The organism is Streptococcus sp. 9.1(2021), from assembly GCF_030466425.1.
GTDB classification, from domain to species: domain Bacteria; phylum Bacillota; class Bacilli; order Lactobacillales; family Streptococcaceae; genus Streptococcus; species Streptococcus wuxiensis.
On sequence record NZ_JAGQFU010000001.1, the window covers coordinates 437990 to 460648 of the forward strand.

The 22659-nt window shown below is 37.1% G+C and carries 15 protein-coding genes and 1 pseudogene; 14 read left to right on the forward strand and 2 right to left on the reverse strand.

Annotated features, from left to right (window positions below):
- Positions 1-34: 34 nt before the first annotated feature.
- The gene (locus tag KBU52_RS02185) at positions 35-844 is read right to left on the reverse strand and encodes a Cof-type HAD-IIB family hydrolase (RefSeq protein ID WP_254724171.1); all 810 of its coding nucleotides are present in this window, start codon (positions 842-844) and stop codon (positions 35-37) included.
- Positions 845-1028: 184 nt separating this feature from the next.
- Between KBU52_RS02185 and KBU52_RS02190 the strand changes: the two are divergent.
- From KBU52_RS02190 to KBU52_RS02230, 9 genes and pseudogenes are all read left to right on the forward strand, one after another.
- A pseudogene (locus KBU52_RS02190) lies at positions 1029-1700 on the forward strand (lysostaphin resistance A-like protein).
- Positions 1701-1832: 132 nt separating this feature from the next.
- Positions 1833-5084 (forward strand): ATP-dependent nuclease subunit B, encoded by a 3252-nt coding sequence (gene rexB / locus KBU52_RS02195; RefSeq protein ID WP_254724603.1) that lies wholly within the window; start codon positions 1833-1835, stop codon positions 5082-5084.
- Positions 5081-8731: a helicase-exonuclease AddAB subunit AddA gene (gene addA, locus KBU52_RS02200; RefSeq protein WP_254724172.1), complete on the forward strand. Its 3651-nt coding sequence runs from the start codon at positions 5081-5083 to the stop codon at positions 8729-8731. The genes rexB and addA overlap by 4 nt, the downstream gene beginning before the upstream one ends.
- Positions 8732-8820: 89 nt before the next feature.
- On the forward strand, positions 8821-9318 hold the full coding sequence (locus KBU52_RS02205) for a YkgJ family cysteine cluster protein (RefSeq protein WP_070677462.1): 498 nt from the start codon (positions 8821-8823) through the stop codon (positions 9316-9318).
- A 222-nt stretch (positions 9319-9540) separates the two neighbouring features.
- Positions 9541-11334 carry an LPXTG cell wall anchor domain-containing protein gene (locus KBU52_RS02210; RefSeq protein WP_254724173.1) on the forward strand — a complete coding sequence of 598 codons (1794 nt, stop codon included), beginning with the start codon at positions 9541-9543 and terminating at the stop codon, positions 11332-11334.
- A gap of 238 nt (positions 11335-11572) precedes the next feature.
- Positions 11573-12616 carry a bifunctional glycosyltransferase family 2/GtrA family protein gene (locus tag KBU52_RS02215; protein ID WP_254724174.1) on the forward strand — a complete coding sequence of 348 codons (1044 nt, stop codon included), beginning with the start codon at positions 11573-11575 and terminating at the stop codon, positions 12614-12616.
- On the forward strand, positions 12613-13524 hold the full coding sequence (locus tag KBU52_RS02220; RefSeq protein ID WP_254724175.1) for a phosphodiester glycosidase family protein: 912 nt from the start codon (positions 12613-12615) through the stop codon (positions 13522-13524). The genes KBU52_RS02215 and KBU52_RS02220 overlap by 4 nt, the downstream gene beginning before the upstream one ends.
- Positions 13499-13924: a hypothetical protein gene (locus KBU52_RS02225; RefSeq protein WP_254724176.1), complete on the forward strand. Its 426-nt coding sequence runs from the start codon at positions 13499-13501 to the stop codon at positions 13922-13924. Before KBU52_RS02220 ends, KBU52_RS02225 begins: the two co-directional genes overlap by 26 nt.
- Before the next feature lie 221 nt (positions 13925-14145).
- Positions 14146-16236 carry a glucosaminidase domain-containing protein gene (locus KBU52_RS02230; RefSeq protein ID WP_254724177.1) on the forward strand — a complete coding sequence of 697 codons (2091 nt, stop codon included), beginning with the start codon at positions 14146-14148 and terminating at the stop codon, positions 16234-16236.
- A 129-nt stretch (positions 16237-16365) separates the two neighbouring features.
- On the opposite strand, the gene KBU52_RS02235 is transcribed toward KBU52_RS02230, so the two are convergent.
- Positions 16366-18153 (reverse strand): Ig-like domain-containing protein, encoded by a 1788-nt coding sequence (locus KBU52_RS02235; protein WP_254724178.1) that lies wholly within the window; start codon positions 18151-18153, stop codon positions 16366-16368.
- Between the two features lie 530 nt (positions 18154-18683).
- Between KBU52_RS02235 and KBU52_RS02240 the strand changes: the two genes are divergently transcribed.
- From KBU52_RS02240 to KBU52_RS02260, 5 genes are all read left to right on the forward strand, one after another.
- Complete coding sequence (locus tag KBU52_RS02240; protein ID WP_254724179.1) at positions 18684-19376, forward strand: YjjG family noncanonical pyrimidine nucleotidase; 693 nt, start codon at positions 18684-18686, stop codon at positions 19374-19376.
- A 64-nt stretch (positions 19377-19440) separates the two neighbouring features.
- On the forward strand, positions 19441-20196 hold the full coding sequence (locus KBU52_RS02245) for a DUF4336 domain-containing protein (protein ID WP_025170353.1): 756 nt from the start codon (positions 19441-19443) through the stop codon (positions 20194-20196).
- A gap of 13 nt (positions 20197-20209) precedes the next feature.
- Entirely contained in the window at positions 20210-20863 is a 654-nt protein-coding gene (locus KBU52_RS02250; protein WP_254724180.1) for a uracil-DNA glycosylase, read from the forward strand.
- A gap of 12 nt (positions 20864-20875) precedes the next feature.
- Positions 20876-21340 carry an 8-oxo-dGTP diphosphatase gene (locus KBU52_RS02255; RefSeq protein ID WP_001135775.1) on the forward strand — a complete coding sequence of 155 codons (465 nt, stop codon included), beginning with the start codon at positions 20876-20878 and terminating at the stop codon, positions 21338-21340.
- Between the two features lie 12 nt (positions 21341-21352).
- Positions 21353-22621, forward strand: a complete 1269-nt coding sequence (locus tag KBU52_RS02260) for a dihydroorotase (RefSeq protein ID WP_254724181.1) — start codon at positions 21353-21355, stop codon at positions 22619-22621.
- Positions 22622-22659: the final 38 nt, after the last annotated feature.

The window sequence follows — 22659 nt, forward strand, 5'->3', positions numbered from 1 at the left end:
TAGCAGAGTTATCTGTTAGTTGCTTTTTATATATCTACAAAATATATTTCTCAATAGCGTGTGCAACACCATCTTCTTCATTGCTAGCAGTTACGGCATCAGCGAGAGATTTGACGTGGTCGCTGGCATTTCCCATGGCGATCCCCAGCCCAGCAAACTCTAACATCTCAATGTCGTTATTGGCATCACCCATAGCCATGATTTCAGAAGGTTGGATATCTAAAATCTCAGCCAAACGAGATAGAGCAGAAGCCTTGGTTGTACCGAGTGGCATTGCCTCATAGATAACAGGTTGAGAACGAACACCGCTAAATCTCTGACAAAGTTCATCAGCAAATTGTTGTTCAAAGTCATCTGTCTGTTCTTTTGTTCCTAAAAACATTCCCTGGAACATACGATATTTACCACTAGTAGCTTCTTCCAGTGAGATTTCAGTCAGGTCAGCAAAGACAAGTGTGGCATCATATTGAACGATAGGATTTGGTTTGCCTCCGAGAACGAAATAGTGCTCTTCATCAAAGAGAGTCAACTGGACTTCACTCTTTTCAGCAAGGTCATTGAGGTATTCGATGTCAGATTTGCTAAGTTCCCGCCAGTCGATAAGGCTCCAGTCGCTGGTTTGGTGGGTAGAACAACCATTATTGACAATAACGTATTCATTTTGCAAATCAAGACCGAGTTTCTTGTAGTAGGGAAGAACTCCAAAGAGAGGTCGTCCAGTACATAGAACCAGTTTAACACCTTTTTCGATAGCCTTATGAATGGCGTCAATATGAGCTTGAGGGATTTCCTTTGCTTCGTTGAGAAGAGTACCATCCATATCCAGAGCAAGTAGTTTAATCATAGCATTTCCCTTTTTCGTGTTTTGCTTATATTATAGCATATTTTGAGGCAAATGAGTCTAAAGCTAAGTGAAATACCATTTCTATTTAGGTTTTTAGTAGATCGATAACGAAAATATGATATACTAAATTAGTAATATATTTAATATTTATGCTGATAATGGATAAAAAATCAGAGGACTTGGCATGAAAAAAAGAACAGTACAGATTTTACTAGCCTTGTTAGTAATTATTTATAGAAAGACATGATTTTGGTGGATTTTTAATCATTTTGCAGGTAGGCTTGTACCTGCTAGTAGAGAATTTTTTCAAATTCTTTCTTTTTTAGAGTTTAGCGTTACTTTTCTAGCTATTCTTTATTTACTAGTATTCGAAGGTAGAAGAACTTTTGAGTTGAAGTGGAAATGGAGATATCCAGTTTATTTGCTTCTTGCTTATGGAGTCAATCATCTTTCAGGTATTGTGTTTTCCTTTTTAACCCCAGCAACGTCCAATCAAATGGCTTTAAATGAATTAGTTGAGATGACAGGGCGACAAGAGTTACTATATTTATTGCTTATTACTTGTCTGCTAGGACCAATTACAGAAGAATTGGTTTATCGAGGAGTTCTGATGAATACATTTTTGAAAGATTCACCTTGGTATGGAGATGTTTTACTATCAGCCTGTGTCTTTGGCTATGTGCATGTTTCTGATGGTATAACACCACTTGCCTTTTTCACCTATGCAAGCGGAGGAGCGATTGTAGCATTCCTCTACCGAAAAACTCATTCTCTCTATTATCCCATTTTGCTCCATATCATGATTAACATTTTAGCATTTTGGGAATTATGGGTACTCTTGTTTTCTGGTACTTAATAACTATAAAAGGTCGGATTTTATTCCGACTTTTTTGATATGGGACAGGTTAAAATTAGGACTTTATATCAATCTGTTTTGACTTAAAAAATGATATAATAAAAGGTAATGACAAAAACAAACGAGGCAGAGATGAAACTACTTTATACCGATATTCGGACTTCTTTGACAGAAATCCTAACCAAGGAGGCTCAAGGACTAGTTACCCAAGGCAAACGAGTCTTTTATATCGCCCCTAACTCTCTTTCTTTTGAAAAGGAACGTGCCGTGCTGGAATGTTTAAGCCAGCAGGCTTCTTTTGCTATCACAGTCACGCGCTTCGCCCAAATGGCTCGCTATCTGGTTTTAAATGATATTCCTGAGAGGTCAAGTCTCGATGATATCGGTCTTGGTATGGCTTTCTATAAATGTCTGTCCGAGATTGACCCTAAGGATTTACGTGTTTACGGGGCTATTAAACAAGATCCTCAATTCATCCAGCAACTGATTGAGATTTATCATGAAATGACAACGGCAAATATGAATTTTTTGGACTTGGAAAGTTTGACAGATGCTGATAAACGCTCTGATTTAATCTTGATTTTTGAAAAGATAACAGCTTATTTAAATCAAGGTCAAGTTTCACAGGGGAGTCCATTATCCTATCTGATTGATGCTATCGAAGAAAACAAGGTAAGTAGTGATTTTAGTAAGATTGCCCTTGTCATTGATGGTTTTACCCGATTTTCTGCAGAAGAGGAATACCTAGTGGATTTGCTTCATCGTAAGGGTGTTGAAATTATCATTGGTGTATATGCGTCTAAGAGAGCCTATAATAGTTCTTTTAGTGAAGGGAACCTCTATCAAGCCAGTGTTGAATTTCTACGTCATTTAGCTTTTAAATATCAGACCCAGGCAGAAGATGCATGTCAAGAACATAAAAATCTTGATGCTTTTGCCAAGGCCTCAAAATTACTGGAAAGTGCTTATGATTATTCTGAACTCAGTATAGAAGTGGATGCTAAGGATAGAGAAGACTTGCAAATCTGGTCTTGTCTAACACAGAAAGAAGAGCTGGAGCTCGTTGCTCGTAGTATTCGCCAGAAATTGCACCAAGAGCCAGAACTTAGCTATAAGAATTTTCGTATCTTACTAGGAGACGTAGAGTCTTATAAATTGTCCTTGCAGACAATTTTTAATCAATATCAGATTCCCTTCTATCTGGGGAGAAGTGAGTCTATGGCTCATCATCCTTTGACTCAATTTGTAGAATCTGTTGGACGTCTCAAACGGTACTATTTCCGTCAAGAAGATTTGATTAATCTCTTGCGAACTGGCTTATATACCGACCTTACTCAAGAAGAAATCGATAGCTTTGAACAATATATCCGCTATTTAGGTATTGATGGTCTTTCTAACTTTAAACAAGAATTTACAAAAAATCATCATGGAAAATTTGATTTAGAAAAATTAAATGAGCTGCGTGTTCGTGTCCTAAATCCACTAGAAGCTTTATTATCCAGTCGTAAGCAAAAGACTGAAAATATCCTTACAAAATGGAATAACTTTTTGAAGGATGCATCTGTTACCAAGCAATTACAATCCTTATCTGAAACGATGGATGCGACAGAGCAAGAAAGACAAGAGGAGGTTTGGAAAGCATTTTGTCATGTAATGGAGCAATTTGCTACTGTATTTGAAGGTTCTCAGGTCGCTTTAGATGATTTCTTGGCTCTTCTTCATTCAGGGATGTCCTTGTCCAATTATCGTACAATCCCAGCAACGGTAGATACGGTTCTGGTGCAAAGTTATGATTTGATTTCGCCTTTGACTTCTGATTACATCTATGCACTTGGCTTAACCCAGGATCATCTACCTAAAATCACCCAAAATACCAGTCTTTTGAGTGCTGAAGAAAGAGAAGTTTTAAACCAAGGTACTGAAGATGGCTCTCAATTGCTGATTGCTAGCCAAGAAAATCTTAAGAAAAATCGCTATACCATGCTTTCTTTGGCAAACTCTGCTAAGAAGCAATTGGTCTTATCAGCGCCAAGTTTACTCAATGAAAGCGAGAGTAAAGAGTCGGTTTATCTGAAAGAATTGCAGGATTTTGGTTTTAGCAAGATTGAAAAGAGAATTGATCGAAGCAGTCTATCAACAGATGACATTGGTTCTTATCACAGTCTTTTGTCTAGTCTTGTTGCTTATCACCAGCAAGGTGATATGGAGACAAGTGAACAAGATTTGACCTTTATTAAGGTTCTAGCTCGTGTTATGGGGAGAAAATTAGAAGATCAAGGTCTTGATAATCCCGTCCTGCCTACAAGTCCACGAAGTAAGACTTTAGCAGCAGATACTTTAGATGCCTTGTATCCTCAAGGTCAGGATTTCTATCTATCAACTTCTGGATTGACAGAGTTTTATCGAAACGAATACAGTTATTACCTTCGATATGTCTTAGGCTTACAGGAAGAATTGCGTCTACGACCTGATGCTCGAAGCCATGGGAATTTCTTGCATCGTATTTTTGAACGCGCTATGAAACTTCCTGTTGATACACCTTTTGACCGTCGTTTAGAACAAGCAATTTCTGAAACCAGTCAAGAACGTGAGTTTCAAGCGATTTATCAAGAAAGTTTGGAAGCCCAATTAACCAAAGAAGTTCTTTTGGATGTAGCGCGTGCAACTGGGCACATTCTTCGTCACAATTCTGAAATTGAAACCATTCAGGAAGAAGCAGTCTTTGGTGGTAAGGAACAAGCTTTTGTTCAGTTAGAAAACGGCAGAAATGTCTATGTCCGTGGTAAAGTCGACCGTATCGACCGCTTAAAGACAAGTGATGCGATTGGTGTTGTAGACTACAAATCTTCTCTAACTCAGTTTAACTTCCCTCTCTTTTATAACGGCCTTAATTCACAGTTACCGACCTATCTGGCTGCACTTAAAAAAGAAGGAAATACAGACTTCTTTGGTGCCATGTATTTAGAGATGGCTGAGCCAGTTCAGTCCTTACAAACTGTTAAAACTCTTTCAAAGGCTTTAGCAGAAACAACTAAGACTATGAAGTATCAAGGGTTATTTCTTGAAAAAGAGATAAAGAACCTTGGGGAACTATATAATAAAAACAAGACCTATCAGTTGTCTGATGAGGAATTCCAGTTATTGCTGGACTATAACGCCCTTATCTATAAGAAAGCTGCAGAGAAGATTTTATCTGGTAGATTTGCTATCAATCCCTATACAGAAGACGGCAGAAGTATTGCTCCTTATGTCCAACAATATCAGTCGATAACTGGTTTTGAAGCTAATTACCATTTAGGTCAGGCTAGATTATTAGATAAGGTCGCAAAGAGCAATGATAAGGAATCATGGTTTAATAAAATTAGAGAGGAGTTGGAGCGATGAAATTTTTATCCCAAGAAGAGATTGAAAAGTTGCAAATAGAAGAAGCTCATTCTGACAAGAAACCCAAGAAGACTGCTGAGCAAATTCAAGCTATTTACAGTTCTGGTCAAAATATTCTGGTCTCAGCATCAGCTGGCTCAGGAAAAACCTTTGTCATGGCTGAACGAATTCTTGATCAACTAGCGCGTGGAGTAGAAATTCGCCAACTCTTTATCTCAACCTTTACGGTGAAGGCAGCAAGCGAGTTAAAAGAACGCTTGGAAAAGAAAATCAGCCAACAAATCCAAGAGACTCAAGATTTTGAGCTAAAAAATCATCTTGGAAGACAATTAGCTGATTTACCAAACGCTGCTATCGGAACTATGGACTCTTTTACTCAGAAGTTTCTAGCTAAACATGGCTATCTGATTGACCTCGCTCCAAACTTTCGGATTCTTGAGAATGAAAGTGAGCAACTCCTCTTAAAGAATGATGTGTTTCGACAAGTTTTCGAAAGTCACTACCAAGGTAAGGAACAAGAACAGTTTAGTCAGTTGGTCAAGAACTTTGCGGGTAAAAGTAAGGATGCACGTGGACTGCGTAAACAGGTCTATATGATTTATGACTTTTTGCAATCTACAAGTAATCCTCAGGCTTGGCTACAGGAATCTTTCTTAAAAGGATTCGAAAAGGCCGATTTTACAAGTTCTAAAGAGAAGTTGGCTCAAGACATTCAGCAAAGACTCTGGGATTTGGAAAGTTTTTTCCGTTACCATCTTGAGAATGATGCCAAGGAATTTGGAAAAGCAGCCTACTTAGAAGCTGTCCAACAAGTTCTTGATGAAATTGGAGCTTTAACCAACGAATCAACTTTTAATCAATATCAAGAAGTTCTAGAGCGAGTTGTGAGTATTTCTAAGGATAAGGGTGGCCGTGCTCTCACAAATTCTAGTCGCAAGGCTGAACTCCTAGAACTGAAAGAAGCGTACAACCAAGAGAGAAAAGATAAGTTTGAAAAGTTAATTGCATTAAATGACCAAATTACTTTATTGAAATTCCAGGAAAAATATCATCAAGAGTCTTGGGACTTAGCAAAGACTTTTCAAGTTTTTATGAGTGATTTTGTTGACGCCTATCGAAAGCGTAAACGCGAAGAAAATGCCTTCGAATTTGCGGATATTAGTCACTATACCATTGAGATATTGGAAAACTTCCCTCAAGTTCGGAAAGAGTATCAGGAACGTTTCCACGAAGTTATGGTCGATGAGTACCAAGATACCAACCATATCCAGGAAAGAATGTTGGAACTCCTCTCAAACGGCTATAATCGTTTTATGGTGGGAGATATCAAGCAGTCTATTTATCGTTTTAGACAGGCAGATCCCCAAATCTTCAATGAGAAATTCCATAGTTTTGCTCAAGATAGTGAAGAAGCTCAGTTAATACTGCTCAAGCAAAACTTCCGTAGTAGTTCTGAAGTACTAAATGCTACCAATGACGTCTTTAAGCATCTCATGGATGAGGAAGTTGGAGAGATATCTTATGACGGTATGCATCAACTTATTTTCGGAAATACTGATTTACACCCAGATCCAGAAAACAAGGCAGAAGTTCTTTTGTATGATAAGGATGTTGATGGTGATTCTAAGGAAGAGGAAGATTTTTCGACCAACAAACTGACTGGTGAAATGCGAATGGTCATTAAGGAGATATTGCATCTTCATAATGATAAAGGTGTTCCTTTTAATGACATTGCTCTCTTGACTGCCAGCAGAAGTCGGAATGACCAGGTTTTACTTGCTTTGTCTGAGTATGGGATTCCAGTCAAGACAGATGGTGCTCAAAGCAACTATTTACAATCTTTAGAAGTCCAAGTTATGTTAGACACTCTTCGAGTTATCCATAATCCTCTGCAAGACTTCGCTTTAGTAGCTCTCATGAAGTCTCCTATGTTTAGCTTTGATGAAGATGAATTAGCTCGTCTAGCTCTTCAAAATTCTGAGGATAAGGTTCAAGAGAACTTTTATGAAAAACTAGTCAATGCTCAAGCACAAACTAGCCTCCATAAGGATTTAATAAAATCTGAACTCCATAAAAAGCTTAACCTTTTCTTGGAAACTGTTAATTCTTGGCGTTTGTTCTCAAAAACGCATTCGCTTTATGACCTTATTTGGAAAATCTATAGCGAACGTTTCTACTATGATTATGTTGGTGCTTTACCAAATGGTCAGGCTAGACAGGCCAACCTCTATGCCCTTGCACTACGAGCTGACCAGTTTGAAAAGAGTAATTTTAAAGGCTTATCACGTTTCATAACTATGATTGATCAAGTCTTGGAAGCCAAGCACGACCTTGCCAGTGTCACTGTTGCTCCACCTAAGGATGCTGTGGAGCTTATGAGTATTCATAAGAGTAAGGGGCTTGAGTTCCCATATGTCTTTATTCTCAATATTGATCAGCAATTTAACAAGCAAGATTCCATGTCTGAAGTTATCCTAAGTCGTAAAAATGGCCTTGGCCTTAAGTATGTGGCTAGAGTAGCTACAAATGCAAAAGAGGAATATCTTCCATCTACGATTAAGTTATCCATTCCAAGCTTGACTTATAGTCAAAATGAGGAGGAGCTCCAATTAGCAAGCTATTCTGAGTTAATGCGTTTACTGTATGTAGCAATGACTCGTGCTGAGAAAAAACTTTATCTAGTCGGAAAGGGATCGAGGGAAAAGTTAGAGTCTAAAGAATACCCGACAAATGGGCAAGGTCTTTTGACTCGTGAAACAAGACTTGACGCTCAAAATTTCCAGGATTGGATTTGGGCCATCTATCAAGCTTTTTCTAAAGAGGACTTACACTTTAGTGTGCGCTTTGAAGGTGAAGAAGACCTAACCAAGGAAGCTATCGGAGAATTGGAAACTAAAAACCAGCTCCAAGATCTTTCTCAGGCAAGCAACCGTCAGTCTGATGCCATTAGGGAAGCTTTAGAAATGCTGAAAGAAGTGGAAGTGTATAATGAAATCCACCGTGCAGCGATTAATCTTCCGAGTGTTCAGACCCCAAGCCAGATTAAGAAGTTTTATGAACCAGTCATGGATATGGAAGGTGTAGTAGTAGCTGGTCAATCTAAACCAAAAGAAACTATGATTCAGTTTGAACTTCCAGACTTCTCCAAGACAGAAGAAGTCACTGGAGCTGAGATTGGTAGTGCTACCCATGAACTCATGCAACGAATCAATCTCGCTAAGAAACCTACTTTGGAAACCTTGGCAGAAGCCTTGGAGCAAGTTCAGGCAACTTCAGCTGTTAAAGATAAAGTTAATCTAGAAAAAATCTTGCCCTTCTTTGATACAGCTCTTGGTCAAGAGATTTTTGCAAATCAAGATAAACTTTATCGAGAACAACCCTTCTCTATGTTAAAACGGGATACTAAGAGTCAGGAAGACTTTGTTGTCCGTGGGATTTTAGATGGTTATCTAGTTTATGAGGATAAAATTGTTCTCTTTGACTACAAGACAGATCATTATGAATATCCAAGTCAACTGATTGAACGTTATAGAGGTCAATTATCTCTATATGCAGAAGCCTTGTCTCGTTCTTACCAAATAGATCAAGTTGAAAAGTATTTAATCTTACTTGGCAAAGATATGGTTGAGGTGGTCGCAGTTAACTAATCTTGTAAAAACTATTGCCTTAACGGCAGTAGTTTTTATTTATGTTCAGTTATGGTATACTAGTTTCAGAAAAGGATGTTAAAGAATCTATGTCAAAAGAAATCGATATCGAATACTATCACCAATTAGCTTTACAAAAGCAAAAAGAGCATCGTAAATTTCTTGGAAATCTGAAAAAGAAAGCTCCAAAAAACCTAGATAAGATTGCCCTTGAAATTCACCAGGAAGTTTTTGAAGAAATTGATTGTACAGCCTGTGCAAACTGCTGCAAGAGCCTTGGACCAGACTTTAAAGAAGCAGATATCACACGCATTGCCAAGTACTTTAAAATGAAATTACCAGCCTTCGAAGATGAATTTCTACAGGTAGATGAAGACGGTGATAAGGTCTTTAAGTCAATGCCATGTCCATTTCTCGGTGGTGACAATCTCTGTTCCATCTATGATGTTCGTCCCAAGGCTTGTAGAGAATTTCCACATACCGACCGTAAAAAAATTTATCAAATCAATAATCTGACTATCAAAAACACTTTAACCTGTCCTGCGGCCTATCTCTTTGTCGAGAAATTAAGAGATAAAATAGAATAAAAGAAGATATACTGTTCTAGTATAAGCGAAGGGGCTTAAGCTAGTTAATTATAAATATTTATGACTCTGTTACTTTTAAAAAAATATAAAAAAAACGTTCATAAAGTATGTAAATTGTATAATTCCTTACATTTTAATTAACTTTCGTTTACAATAGATTATGGTTATTTAGACAAGTGATTTTGTTTTTATAGTTGGTATTTTTAACAGGAGTCTTTTCAAATGAATAAATTAGTAAAATTAGGGCTTACATCATTTTCAATTTTTGTATTGAATTCATATACACAATTCATTGTTAAATCTGATGAGAATATAAGTACAGAAACTATTGCTATCCAAGAAAATTCGGGTTATAGTGATAATAGCATCTCAAAACTAGAGTCTTCTAAATCAAACCAAATTGATGACTCTAACAAATCATTCGAATCATCTATTGCTGTAACAGAAGAAAATAACGTAGAAACAAAACTAAACGATAATGTTATTTCTGAAGGTGGCCATGTTAACGTAGAGGGACAGAATGCTACTATAACTAAAGATGGGAAGAGTGTCACTTATAGCTATATAGTTGCTTACCAGAGAATGCATACTAGTGACCATGGACAAACAGTAAATGATCTTTTGATTCGAGTTCCAAAGATTAAGAATGCTACGGTACAATTCACTCTTGTTGGTACACGAGATGCTAAGGGCAATCCTATCAATGTCAATAAGCCAATGACAGAGATTAGCTTTGATGATACAGAAAAATATGATCGCGAAACCCTTAATACTCCGACCGTTGAGGAACTGGAAGCAGGAAAAACACCTTACGTAGTCAATACCAGCAACTACGAATATGGTTATATGACAGATGGTAAAGTTGAATCTTATGGTTTGTTTACCAATTTTGATAATAGTCAAGCTTACAAAGTAGAAGTCACAGTTCCAATGGAAGAAGCTAAAAAAATCAAATACTTAGCAATTGATGCTAGAATGGTTTGGAAATCTAGTCAAGAAGGTGGTGTTATGAGTTATGAAACCGGCTCTCAAAATTTAGAAGAATATTCTAACCATTATTTTGCTGCCAATTTGGATAGTGACGACATTGGTGGTATGGGAGAGCCTTCATCTATTGATGAAAGTTATGTAAGGAATGGTCATCTTATCAAGTCAGTGTCCAATCCAACTACCTATATTACCCCAAATAATGGTGATTGGACAAGAATTCCTGAAGATACCAATATAGATAAATCAACTTTTTTCAATTATGTTGATAAATTTACTCTAAGGGCAAACACGAAAGTAGTTTATTATGTATCTGAAAAAGAAGATATGGCTGACCAAGATGTATCGGCTTTATATACAGGTAATGTAATTATAGATTATCTTATCAAAGGTACTAACCAAAAATTAAAAGAAACATACAACAAGATTTCTGAATTTCCTATCTATGATTCAACTGGAGAGTTGGTTACATACAAAGTCGGAGATAATAGAATTGAACGTCCTGACAAAATAATGGTTGATGGAATCACATATCGTCTTGTTGGACTCTCGACTTCTTCTGATTCGGAAACTGGAACGTTAAAAAATGGAACAGTTCATATTACTTATGAATATGAAAAGGAAATCCTAACAACGACAGAAGAACCAACAACAACGACAGAAGAGTCAACAACAACAACAGAAGAGCCAACAACAACAACGACAGTAGAACCAACAACCACAACCGTAGAGCCAACAACAACCACGACAGTAGAACCAACAACCACAACCGTAGAGCCAATAACAACCACGACAGTAGAGCTAACAACAACCACAGTAGAACCAACTCCTGGTTCAAGTTCAGAACCTGGCCAGGCACAGACTTCTAGTTCCGAAAAGGAAACAGAAGTAGAGTCAAAATCTGTAGCGGACCAAACAGAGTTACCAAATACAGGTGAGTCAAATTCTCAATTATTCTATACAATCGTAGCTATTCTAATGGGATTCTTTGGAATTTCACTATTAAAAGTGACACACGATAATAAGTGAGTCTTAGTCAAAGATTTAACATGAGTCAACCCTTTGGGGCTGACTTTTTTATTTGAATGATTTGTTAAGTGAAGTTTGAAGCATTTAAAGGATATTATGTATATTTATTACAAATAACGATTTACAATCTTTTCAAAACATTAAATTATTCTGTACTTTTTCTTAAAGAAAACTGATATAAGGTAGTTTTAAGCGATGTTCTGTATAGTTATACCATCACTAAGAAAGGAGTGCCGGTATGAACTATATAGTAATTCCAGCTTATCAACCTGATAATAAACTTATCAAACTCATCGAAAAAATCCACGAAAAGAGTGATTTTCGTATTCTAGTTATCGACGACGGTGGTTCATCAAAGTGTCAAAATATCTTTGATAAAGCAGAACAATATGCTACGGTGCTCCGTCACCAAGTGAACCAAGGTAAAGGCCAAGCGCTTAAAACGGCCTTTGATTATATCCAACAACAAAATAGCTATGGAACGGTTGTAACGGCAGACGCAGATGGGCAGCATAAGATTTGGGATATTCTCCGTACGGCTAACAAAGCTTCTGAAAATCCTAACAAGCTAATCTTGGGTGTGCGGGCCTTCACAGGTAAAGTACCCCTTCGTAGCCGTTTCGGAAATAGCTTGACAAAAGCACTCTTTAAACTTCAAACAGGAGTAGGTGTAACAGATACACAAACTGGACTTCGTGCTTTTACAACAAACTTGATACCGTTTATGCTTAAGATTGAAGGCCAACGTTACGAATATGAAATGAATATGTTGCTCGAAGCTACAAAAGAATATGAGATTTTAGAAGTTCCTATTGAAACTGTCTATATTAATGACAATGAGGCTTCACACTTCCGCCCAATCCAGGACGGGCTCATGATTTATAAAAATATCTTTAAATTTGCCTTATCATCTCTCAGTAGCTTTGTTGTAGACTATGTCGTTTACGCCCTAGCAATCTTGATTTTGCCGACAGTTCCGACGAGTCTACGAATCTTTCTAGCAAACGGACTAGCTCGTGTAACAAGCTACGTTTTTAACTACTCTACAAATAAAAAACTAGTCTTTAAAAACGACGATAGCATTGTGAAAACAGGAGTGGGATACTTTGGTCTAGCAGTCGGACTCTTTGTCTTAGACACGCTACTGATTCGTCTCTTCTTTACAGTCTTTGGTATCAACCTTCTGATTGCCAAAATTATCGTCGGCATCCTTCTCTTTGCTGTTTCTTGGACCGTTCAGAAGAAATTCATTTTTAAGGAAAGGACATCAACTGTACTATGAAATTTTTAAAGAAACGATATGCTTATGCTTCGGTTGTCGCATTACTTTTGACAGGATCCTTTAGCTACTCTATGCTGAAGACCTTTGTTCTCGCTGAAACTATTTCGACAGTAGCAACAACTAGCACTAGTACAAATACTGCCACGGCAAGCCAAGCAGCTAAAACAGCAACAGTAACAGACTCAAGTTATAAGGATGATAATATCTCCATCAATTTGACTGAAACAACGGTCAATAATACGCAAGTCTACGTTGCAGATGTTACAGTAAGTTCATCAGAATATCTAAAAACAGCATTTGCTCAAAACTCATTTGGAACAAACGTAACAGCTAAAACATCTGTCACTGCTGCAGATAATGATGCAATTTTAGCAGTCAATGGTGACTATTACGGTGCCAATTCTTCAGGTTATGTTATCCGTAATGGCGTTGTCTATCGTGATACTGTCCGTGAAAATTCTAATAATGGTGATTTAGCCATTTATAAAGATGGTTCTTTCAAGATTATTTACGAGGATCAGATTTCAGCTGACCAACTAGTCAAAGACGGAGTTGTTAATCTCTTAGCTTTTGGTCCTGCCTTGGTTGAAAATGGTGAAGTAGTAGTAGGAAAAAACCAAGAAGTTGGACAAGCTATGGCTTCGAATCCACGTACAGCTATTGGTATTATCGATGAAAACCACTACATTATTGTAGTTTCTGACGGACGTACATCTGAAAGCAAGGGTCTATCCCTGTACCAAATGGCTGAAGTCATGAAATCATACGGTGCAAAAACAGCTTACAATCTTGATGGTGGGGGTTCCTCTACACTTTACTTCAACGGTCAGGTTATCAATAAACCAACGACTGGAGGAAACAAAATTTCAGAAAGGGCGGTGAGTGATATTGTCTACATCGGTTATTAATCCTAACAAAAAACGTTTTAAAAAAACTGCCATCTCTTATACACTAATTACGATTTTCTTCTTTGCCTTCTCTAGAATTTATGAAGCATTCAGTTTTGGAGAGACATCAGTTTACATGCATTACTTGTTCACCGTACCTCTGGTCGGTGGGATAATACTAGCAATCTTGCTCAAAGTCCTTCCATATTTTTCCAGAATTAGCCTTAATTTATGGAATTCGGCAGTAGCTATTATTACAACAGGGACACTATTCCGAGGTATTGTCAATCTTTCTGGTCGTTCAACCACACTTGATGCACCATACTGGTATGTCGGTATCAGTTTTGCAATCTTAGCCATTCTATCTATTATTATACATCCACTTCTAACTAATAAAACTAGCAGAGTAATAGAGAGTTAATTATTGATAATACAAAAAAAGTAGTCGAACAATATCAGAACGACTACTTTTTGTTGACTTTTATTTCTAAATTGTTTTAACAATATTACAACTTTCTTTCTTCTTAAAGACCTTACTTTTATAATTAAAATTATATTGTATAATAAAGTGGATAAATGTTGTCTTTAAAACGATAAGTAAGAAGTAAAAAATTTAGGGAATATAAAATTGAAAGGTTAAAAATGAAAAAGATATTACTAGCAAGTTCTGTTGTTCTTTCCATTGCAGGTATTTCAAAAACAACAGTGTTGGCTGAAGAAAACCAAGCTACAAATAAAATAGAAAGTTCTGACAAAACTGTAGCAAATAGAACTAGTAAGGATAATAAAGAGATAAAGCAAGCTCAAGGTCAAGAGCAGAACGATAAGCAGAATCAGAACGAAACACAAAACAAGGCAGAAAAGGATTCTTCTCAAACCACACAGAAACAAGAAACAGCCCTTACCAAGGATAACTCTTCAACAGAAGAAATTACTGAAGAGGTCAACAAAGAAGGTTGGCAAAAAGAGAATGGCCAATGGCGTTATTATGAAAATAAAAAGGCTGTCAAAAATTGGAAGAAGATTGCTGGAGTTTGGTATTATTTTAACCAGGATGGTACCATGCTTAGCAATACTGTCTTTAACGACTATCTTTTCAATAAGAGTGGAGCCCTAGCGGAATCATCATGGGTGAAACTTGAAAATAAATGGTATTATGCGACTGAAGAAGGAAAAGTAACTCGAAATAAATGGGCTAGTATTTCTGGAGATTGGTATCGTTTTAATCAAGACGGTATCATGCTTAGTAATGTCATTTACGAAGACTATTTGTTCAATAGTAGTGGAGCTTTAGCAATTAACACTTGGACTAAAATTGGTGATAAATGGTACTATGGTAATCAAGATGGGAAAATTCTTCGTAATAAGTGGGAAAAAATTAAGAACATCTGGTATTACTTTAACCAAGACGGAACCATGCTCAGTGATACGATTTACAAAGAGTATCTCTTTAATAAGAGCGGTGCATTAGCCGAATCTTCATGGGTTAAAATTTCTAACAAGTGGTATTACGCTGATGCATCCGGTAAAATAACTCGTAATAAATGGGAAAAAATTAAAGACCGCTGGTATTACTTTGATGCGGAAGGTGTAATGGTAAGTAGCACCTGGAAAAAGAAATACTATTTAAAAGATAGTGGTGCTATGGCACAAAGTGAATGGATTTTTGACAAACAGTACAATAGCTGGTTCTACTTAAAACCAGATGGGACTTATGCTGAAAATCAATGGCAAGGGTCCTACTATCTTAAATCAGGTGGCCATATGGCCAAAAGTGAGTGGATATTTGATAACTCATACAATGCTTGGTATTATCTGAAAGAAGATGGACAATATGCTACTGGAACTCTTAAAATCAAAGGTAAAGATTATAGTTTCGAGAATAATGGAAAATGGATTTCTAATCCGTCTGCATCAACTTACTATAAGGTAAAACCAATTATAGCCTATGTTTATAGCGCCTCTGGTAGTAGACTTAGCTATATTTCTCAAGGTTCTATCGTTGCTGTTTCTGCCTCAGGATCTCAAGGAGATAGATTACCAGTCCAAATTTCTGGACTTTCAGGCTTTATGAATAAGAGTGACCTTGTAGCTGTGAATGCAAGTGACGAGTTTATCCCTCATTATACGAGTGACGGTCGTTATATTTACCACGAGTTATCACCATATACAAGCGTTCGTGTAGCACCTCATAGTTCATCTATGGCAATTGGTAAAAAATACTATTCATCGGATGGTGTTAACTTTGATACCTTTAAAGTCGAGAATCCATTCCTCTATCGAGACTTAAGAAAGCCAACCAATTATACAGCAGCTGAACTAGATAAAGTTTATTCTCTAATGAATATTAACGGAAGTCGTCTCGCAGGTAAAGGAGCTGTCTTTAAAGAAGCGGAGAAACGTTATCAGGTTAACGCACTCTATCTAATGGCTCACAGTGCCTTAGAAAGTTCGTGGGGACGTAGTCAAATTGCTAACGATAAAAATAACTTCTTTGGTATTGCAGCCTACGATACTACTCCGTATCATTCAGCTAAGAGTTTTGACAATGTCGACAAAGGAATCTTGGGGGCTGCTAAATGGATCCGAGAGAATTATATTGATGAAGGTAGAACTCATCTTGGAAATAAATCATCTGGAATGAACACTCTTTACGCTTCTGATCCATATTGGGGTGAAAAGATTGCAAGTATCATGATGACCATCAATAGCAAACTTGGTGAAAAGGACTAAAATTCTTTATTATCGATAACTAAACAAAACTAGTTATCGAATTTTATCTTTAATCATACAAAAAAGGATTTACTTTTAAAAAGTAAATCCTTTTTGAACTTCTAATCAAACCTAATCTCTAATTTAGAATTAGTCTTTTTTTGATTTATGTAGAAATGCTACCAAAATAATGGATGAAATTAAAGTTACAAATCCAATGATAGTAACCAATGTACCTTTGCCTTCTCCAGTTTTAGGAAGTCCAGGTTTATCATTTGTTGTAGTTACTGTAGTTTTAGGTTCTTCTACAGTAGTTGTTGTAGTTGAAGTAGTTTTAGGCTCTTCAGTTGTTGTAGTTGAAGTGGTCTTAGGTTCTTCAGTAGTTGTAGTTGAAGTAGTCTTAGGCTCTTCAGTAGTTGTAGTTGAAGTAGTTGTAGGCTCTTCAGTAGTTGTAGTTGAAGTAGTCTTAGGTTCTTCAGTTGTAGTTGTTGTTGAAGTAGTTGTAGGCTCTTCAGTAGTTGTAGTTGAAGTAGTCTTAGGTTCTTCAGTAGTTGTGGTTGAAGTAGTCTTAGGCTCTTCAGTTGTTGTGGTAGTAGTTGTGGTTTCTTCAGTCGTAGTTGTAGTGGTGGTTGTAGTTGTTGTAGTTTCTTCCTTCGGATTCACAATCGTTTTGGTTACCGAATGATCTGCTCCAAAATCTTCAACATTAACCACAGTATCGGCTTCTTTGATGATATGACCTGAAGGGGCTTCAATTTCAGTTAAGATATATTTATCTTTTAACAGTTTGCCAACAGCAATATTACCATTTTCATCTGATTCAAACTCACCAATGACTTGATTATTAGCTTGACGAACGACTCTAAACTTAGCACCTTTAAGTGGTTGGTTAGCATCATCGACTTTATGAATGTTGATTGAGAAAACATAACCAACACCAGAACCACCAGCAATTTGAACGGCAGCAGCATTCGTTACATTTTTGGTTTCAATACCTAGACCTTTAAGAGTTGCTTCATTTTTCAAGACCTCTCCGTCGGCTGGATCATAATTTAAACGAACATTATAAGCAATACGATATTGGTCATTTTCAGTAACATCACCTAAATCGATAACAAATGATTGACCATCTTCGCTAATTGTAATCTTATGTTGGTCTGTTACATCAACTCTATCAGAGAATACCCACTCACCAGTATCATAAGAGAATTTACCTTTAATAATTTTAATGCTATCTTTTACGTATGAAGCATTCGTAAATTGTAAGTGATCTTCGAGTGTAACATTCTTAATATTTTGTTTTGTACGATTGACAGAAATCGTGTATTGAATTTCCCTTTGGTCCCCTGCGTTTACCCAACTAGTCTTTGTTAAAAGTCTAGGATTTCCATCGCCAACACCAGTAAATGAAACTTTACCAGCAATTTTTGTTTCTTTGTTAATGGTGATTTCTACTGGAACCTCACCTTTTTGTGGGTGTTTTTTGAAATCGATACGAGCGTAAAAGAAGAATGATCCGCTTGTATCTGAGTGTTTTTCAACATAATCCGTATAGGTAATTGTAATGGATTTATTATCTGGGCTTACTTCAGCATTTGCGATAATCTCATTTGTATTGATATCACGAATCTTGAACGAAGTATTAGTAATCATCAAAGCATCTGGAACAGTAACTACAGTTGAATCTCCTGCTTTAACATTTTTTCCAGACAAATTATAATCAGCGTTGATTCGGAAGGTTGCCCACTGTTGCAAGTCCCAGTTGAGATCTCCGCCTTCATTATTTGATACTTTAACATTTTGGATTGTATCAACAAATTTTCCAGAAACTGAAACCTCAGGAGTTTCAGCAAAAGTTTTATTCAAACTAAATACGAAAATAGTCGTCAATACAACGATCAAAAATGAGAAAATACTAAACTTTTTCTTTTTGTTCATCATATACATCCTTCTTATAAATTTAAGATAGTTTCTAAATATAATATAAAGTAGTGTCAATCATTAACTGAAAGACGAGTTAATAATATAGGTTAATTTTATAGACAAACCTTAACCAAGCCTCCTCCTAGTCTAACACTAAAACTCCCCTATAACGTGAATTATATCACAATAAAACATGGACATCAATGTTTAAGGTGTCAAATTATTATGAAAATGTAAGTTTTTCGAATTATTATATAAGTTATGTTTTCAACGGACAAATAATATATAATAACAGTTGCATTTCTCATAAAATTAGGAGAAAATTAGTATCAGATTTATGCTTAAATGATATCCTTTATTTCTGTCACATTTTAGTAATTTAATATATTTTTTTTAAGTTTAACTAGTAATTTTAGAGCTTTTAGATTTAATTTTTTTAGTTCAATTTTGTCAACTTAAAATTACCACACTTGGTTAATAGTTTTGTTTGTGTTATACTTTGAAGTATATTATATAAAGAATACTGAATACAGGACAATGAATAGATGATTTATAAATTTTTACTCTTCGACCTTGATCATACCTTGCTTGATTTTGATACTGCCGAGGATGTAGCTTTAACGCAACTTCTAAAAGAAGAAGGTGTTACCGATATTCAAGCCTATAAAGATTATTACGTTCCAATGAATAAGTCTCTCTGGAAGGATTTGGAGCTTAAAAAGATTAGAAAACAGGAATTAGTTAATACACGATTTTCAAAATTGTTTTCGTATTTTGGAATTGAAAAGGATGGCGTATACTTAGCTGTACGTTATCAGTTTTATTTAGCTCAACAGGGGCAGGTATTTTCTGGGGCCATGGAACTCTTAGATAGCCTTATTGATCGTGGTTATGAACTCTACGCTGCCACCAACGGGATAACTACAATTCAGACAGGTCGTATGGCTCAATCAGGTCTGGCTCCCTATTTCAACCAAGTTTTTGTCTCAGAGCAGTTGCAAACTCAAAAACCTGATGCACTATTCTATGAAAAAATTGGTCAGCAGATTGCAGGTTTTAGCAAAGAAAAGACGCTGATGATTGGAGATTCCCTAACCGCCGACATTCAAGGTGGTAATAATACTGGGATTGCCACTATCTGGTACAACCCTCATCACCTCGAAAATCACACACAAGCCAAGCCGACTTACGAAGTTGACTCTTATCAGGCTCTGCTAGAACTCTTAGATAAACTGTAAAAAGTGGTTTCCATAGCCACTTTTTGCTATAATAGAGGCAGTAAAAACGAAGGAGTAGTAAATGATGTCTAGGCCACCTCTTTCTCTTTATGAACCATTGTATTTACTAAAGGAAGTTGATCAAAATATCTGGATAGTAGATGGTGATTTGATACAAATGGATATGAAGGTCTTCAAACTTCCTTTTCAGACACGTATGACGGTGATTAAGTTAAATGATGACAAACTTTGGATTCATTCTCCTATTGCTCCAAATGAGAAACTTTTTACTGAACTGAACGCTTTGGGCAAAGTGGCTTACCTGATTTCACCAAATAAGATTCACTACGCCTATATTGCAGATTGGAAACAAAGATATCCTCATGCGCAAGCATGGTCTAGTCCAGGAGTAGAAGAGAGAGCGAAAAGTCAGAAAGTCAAGGTTGTATTTGATGCTCCCTTAACAGATAAGGCTCCTGACTTATGGTCTGATGAGATTGAACAACTCATTTTTAAGGGAAGTTCAGTCATTGAAGAGGTGGTATTTTTTCATAAATCAACTAAAACACTGATTGTGACAGACCTCATAGAGAATTTTGAACCGGAAAAGATAGCTAGTCCAATCCGCAGAAGATTCTATCGTTTAGCTCGTGTAACATCCCCTGATGGACAAACTCCTATCGATTATCGGATGACTTTCATAGGAAGACAAAGGGAAGCAAAAACTTCCTTTTCCCGTATGTTAAACTGGAAACCTGATAAGATTATACTTGCACATGGTTTATGCTTTTTTAAAAATGGTACGGATGAATTAAGACGTGCTTTTCGATGGATACGGTAAAGGAGAGAAAGCTATGCAACACTCATCTTGGCACGCCTTGATTAAGGAGCAATTACCGGAAGGTTATTTTGGGAAAATCAATCACTTTATGGAACAGGTTTATGCACAAGAAACTGTCTATCCGGCCAAGGAAAAAGTTTTTCAGGCTCTTTTAACAACTCCTCTTGAAGAGGTTAAAGTGGTGATTCTTGGTCAGGATCCTTATCATGGTCCTGGTCAGGCTCAAGGTTTGAGTTTTTCTGTTCCAGATAATATCCCAGCACCTCCTTCTTTGCAAAATATTCTAAAAGAACTTGCTGATGATGTTGGGCTTAAATCTTCACACGATTTAACGTCTTGGGCGGAGCAAGGCGTTTTACTTCTAAATGCTTGCTTGACTGTTCCAGCTGGCCAGGCCAATGGTCATGCTGGTCAGATTTGGGAGCCTTTCACGGATGCAGTGATTAAGGTTGTCAATAATATAGATAGACCTGTAATCTTTGTTCTTTGGGGTGCTTATGCACGCAAGAAGAAATCATTGGTGACCAATCCCAAGCATTTGATTATCGAATCCGCCCATCCAAGTCCTCTTTCCGTTTACAGAGGATTTTGGGGTTCCAAGCCTTTTTCTAAGGCCAATACATTCTTAACAGAGACAGGACAAGAGCCGATTGATTGGCTTAGATAAGGAGAGAATAATATGCCCCAGTTAGCGACGATTTGCTACATTGATAATGGAAAAGAACTGCTCATGCTTCATCGCAATAAAAAGCCTAATGATGTCCATGAAGGAAAATGGATCGGTGTAGGTGGAAAGTTAGAGCGTGGAGAAACTCCACAAGAATGTGCGGCCCGCGAGATTTTAGAAGAAACAGGATTGAAGGCTAAGCCAGTTCTTAAAGGTGTAATCACCTTTCCTGAATTTACACCAGATTTAGACTGGTACACCTATGTGTTTAAAGTAACTGAGTTCGAAGGTGAGTTGATTGACTGTAATGAAGGGACTTTAGAATGGGTTCCTTATGATGAGGTTTTAAGCAAACCAACCTGGGAAGGAGACCACACCTTCGTAGAGTGGCTTTTAGAGGACAAACCCTTCTTTTCAGCTAAGTTTGTTTATGATGGTGATAAGTTATTGGATACCCAAGTGGATTTCTACGAATAAAGGAGAAAGCAGATGTTACTAATCAAAAATGGTCGAGTAATGGATCCTAAGTCTGGTTTGGATCAAGTGTGTGATGTCTTGGTTGAAGACGGTAAAATTGTCAAAATTGCACCACAAATTAGTGAGAAAGATGCAGAGATCATTGATGCAACTGGTCTTGTAGTTGCACCCGGCTTGGTTGATATCCATGTTCATTTCCGTGAACCTGGTCAAACTCACAAGGAAGATATCCATACAGGAGCCCTTGCAGCTGCTGCTGGTGGATTTGCAACTGTAGTTATGATGGCTAATACCAATCCAACCATCTCAGATGTTGAGACTTTGCAGGAAGTACTTCAATCTGCGGCAAAGGAAAAAATTAATGTTAAGTCTGTAGCAACGATTACCAAGAACTTTAATGGCCAAGACTTGACTGACTTTAAGGCGCTTTTAGAAGCTGGAGCCGTTGGTTTTTCAGATGATGGTATTCCGCTTGAAAGCAGTAAAGTGGTCAAGGAAGCTATGGAAGAGGCTAAAAAACTCAATACCTTTATCAGCTTACACGAGGAAGATCCTGGTCTGAATGGTACGCTAGGTTTTAATGAAAATATTGCTAAAGAACACTTCCATATTTGTGGCGCTACAGGGGTTGCAGAGTATGCAATGATTGCACGTGATGTCATGATCGCCTATGCAACAAAAGCCCATGTTCATATCCAGCACTTATCCAAGGAAGAAAGTGTTAAGGTTGTAGAGTTCGCTCAAGGTTTGGGAGCAAACGTAACTGCAGAAGTAGCACCGCAACATTTCTCTAAGACTGAAGCGCTTCTCTTGACTAAGGGAAGTAACGCTAAGATGAATCCACCACTTCGCTTGGAGTCTGACCGCCGTGCAGTTATCGAAGGACTCAAGTCTGGTGTCATTTCTGTCATTGCGACTGACCACGCGCCTCACCATGCTGATGAAAAGAATGTCGAAGATATCACCAAAGCTCCTTCAGGTATGACAGGACTGGAAACTTCATTGTCACTTGGTTTAACTTACTTAGTCGAAGCTGGTGAGCTAAGCTTGATGGAATTATTAGAAAAAATGACAGTAAACCCAGCTAAATTGTATCATTTTGAAGCAGGTTATTTGGCTGAAAATGGTCCAGCTGATATTACCATTTTCGATGATAAAGCTGACCGAATTGTAGACACACATTTTGCTTCTAAAGCAGCTAATTCACCATTTATCGGTGAAACTTTAAAAGGGCAGGTAAAATACACTATTTGTAATGGACAGATTGTCTATAAATACTAGATGAAATACTGCTCTATAAAATTTAAATTTAGAGAGAG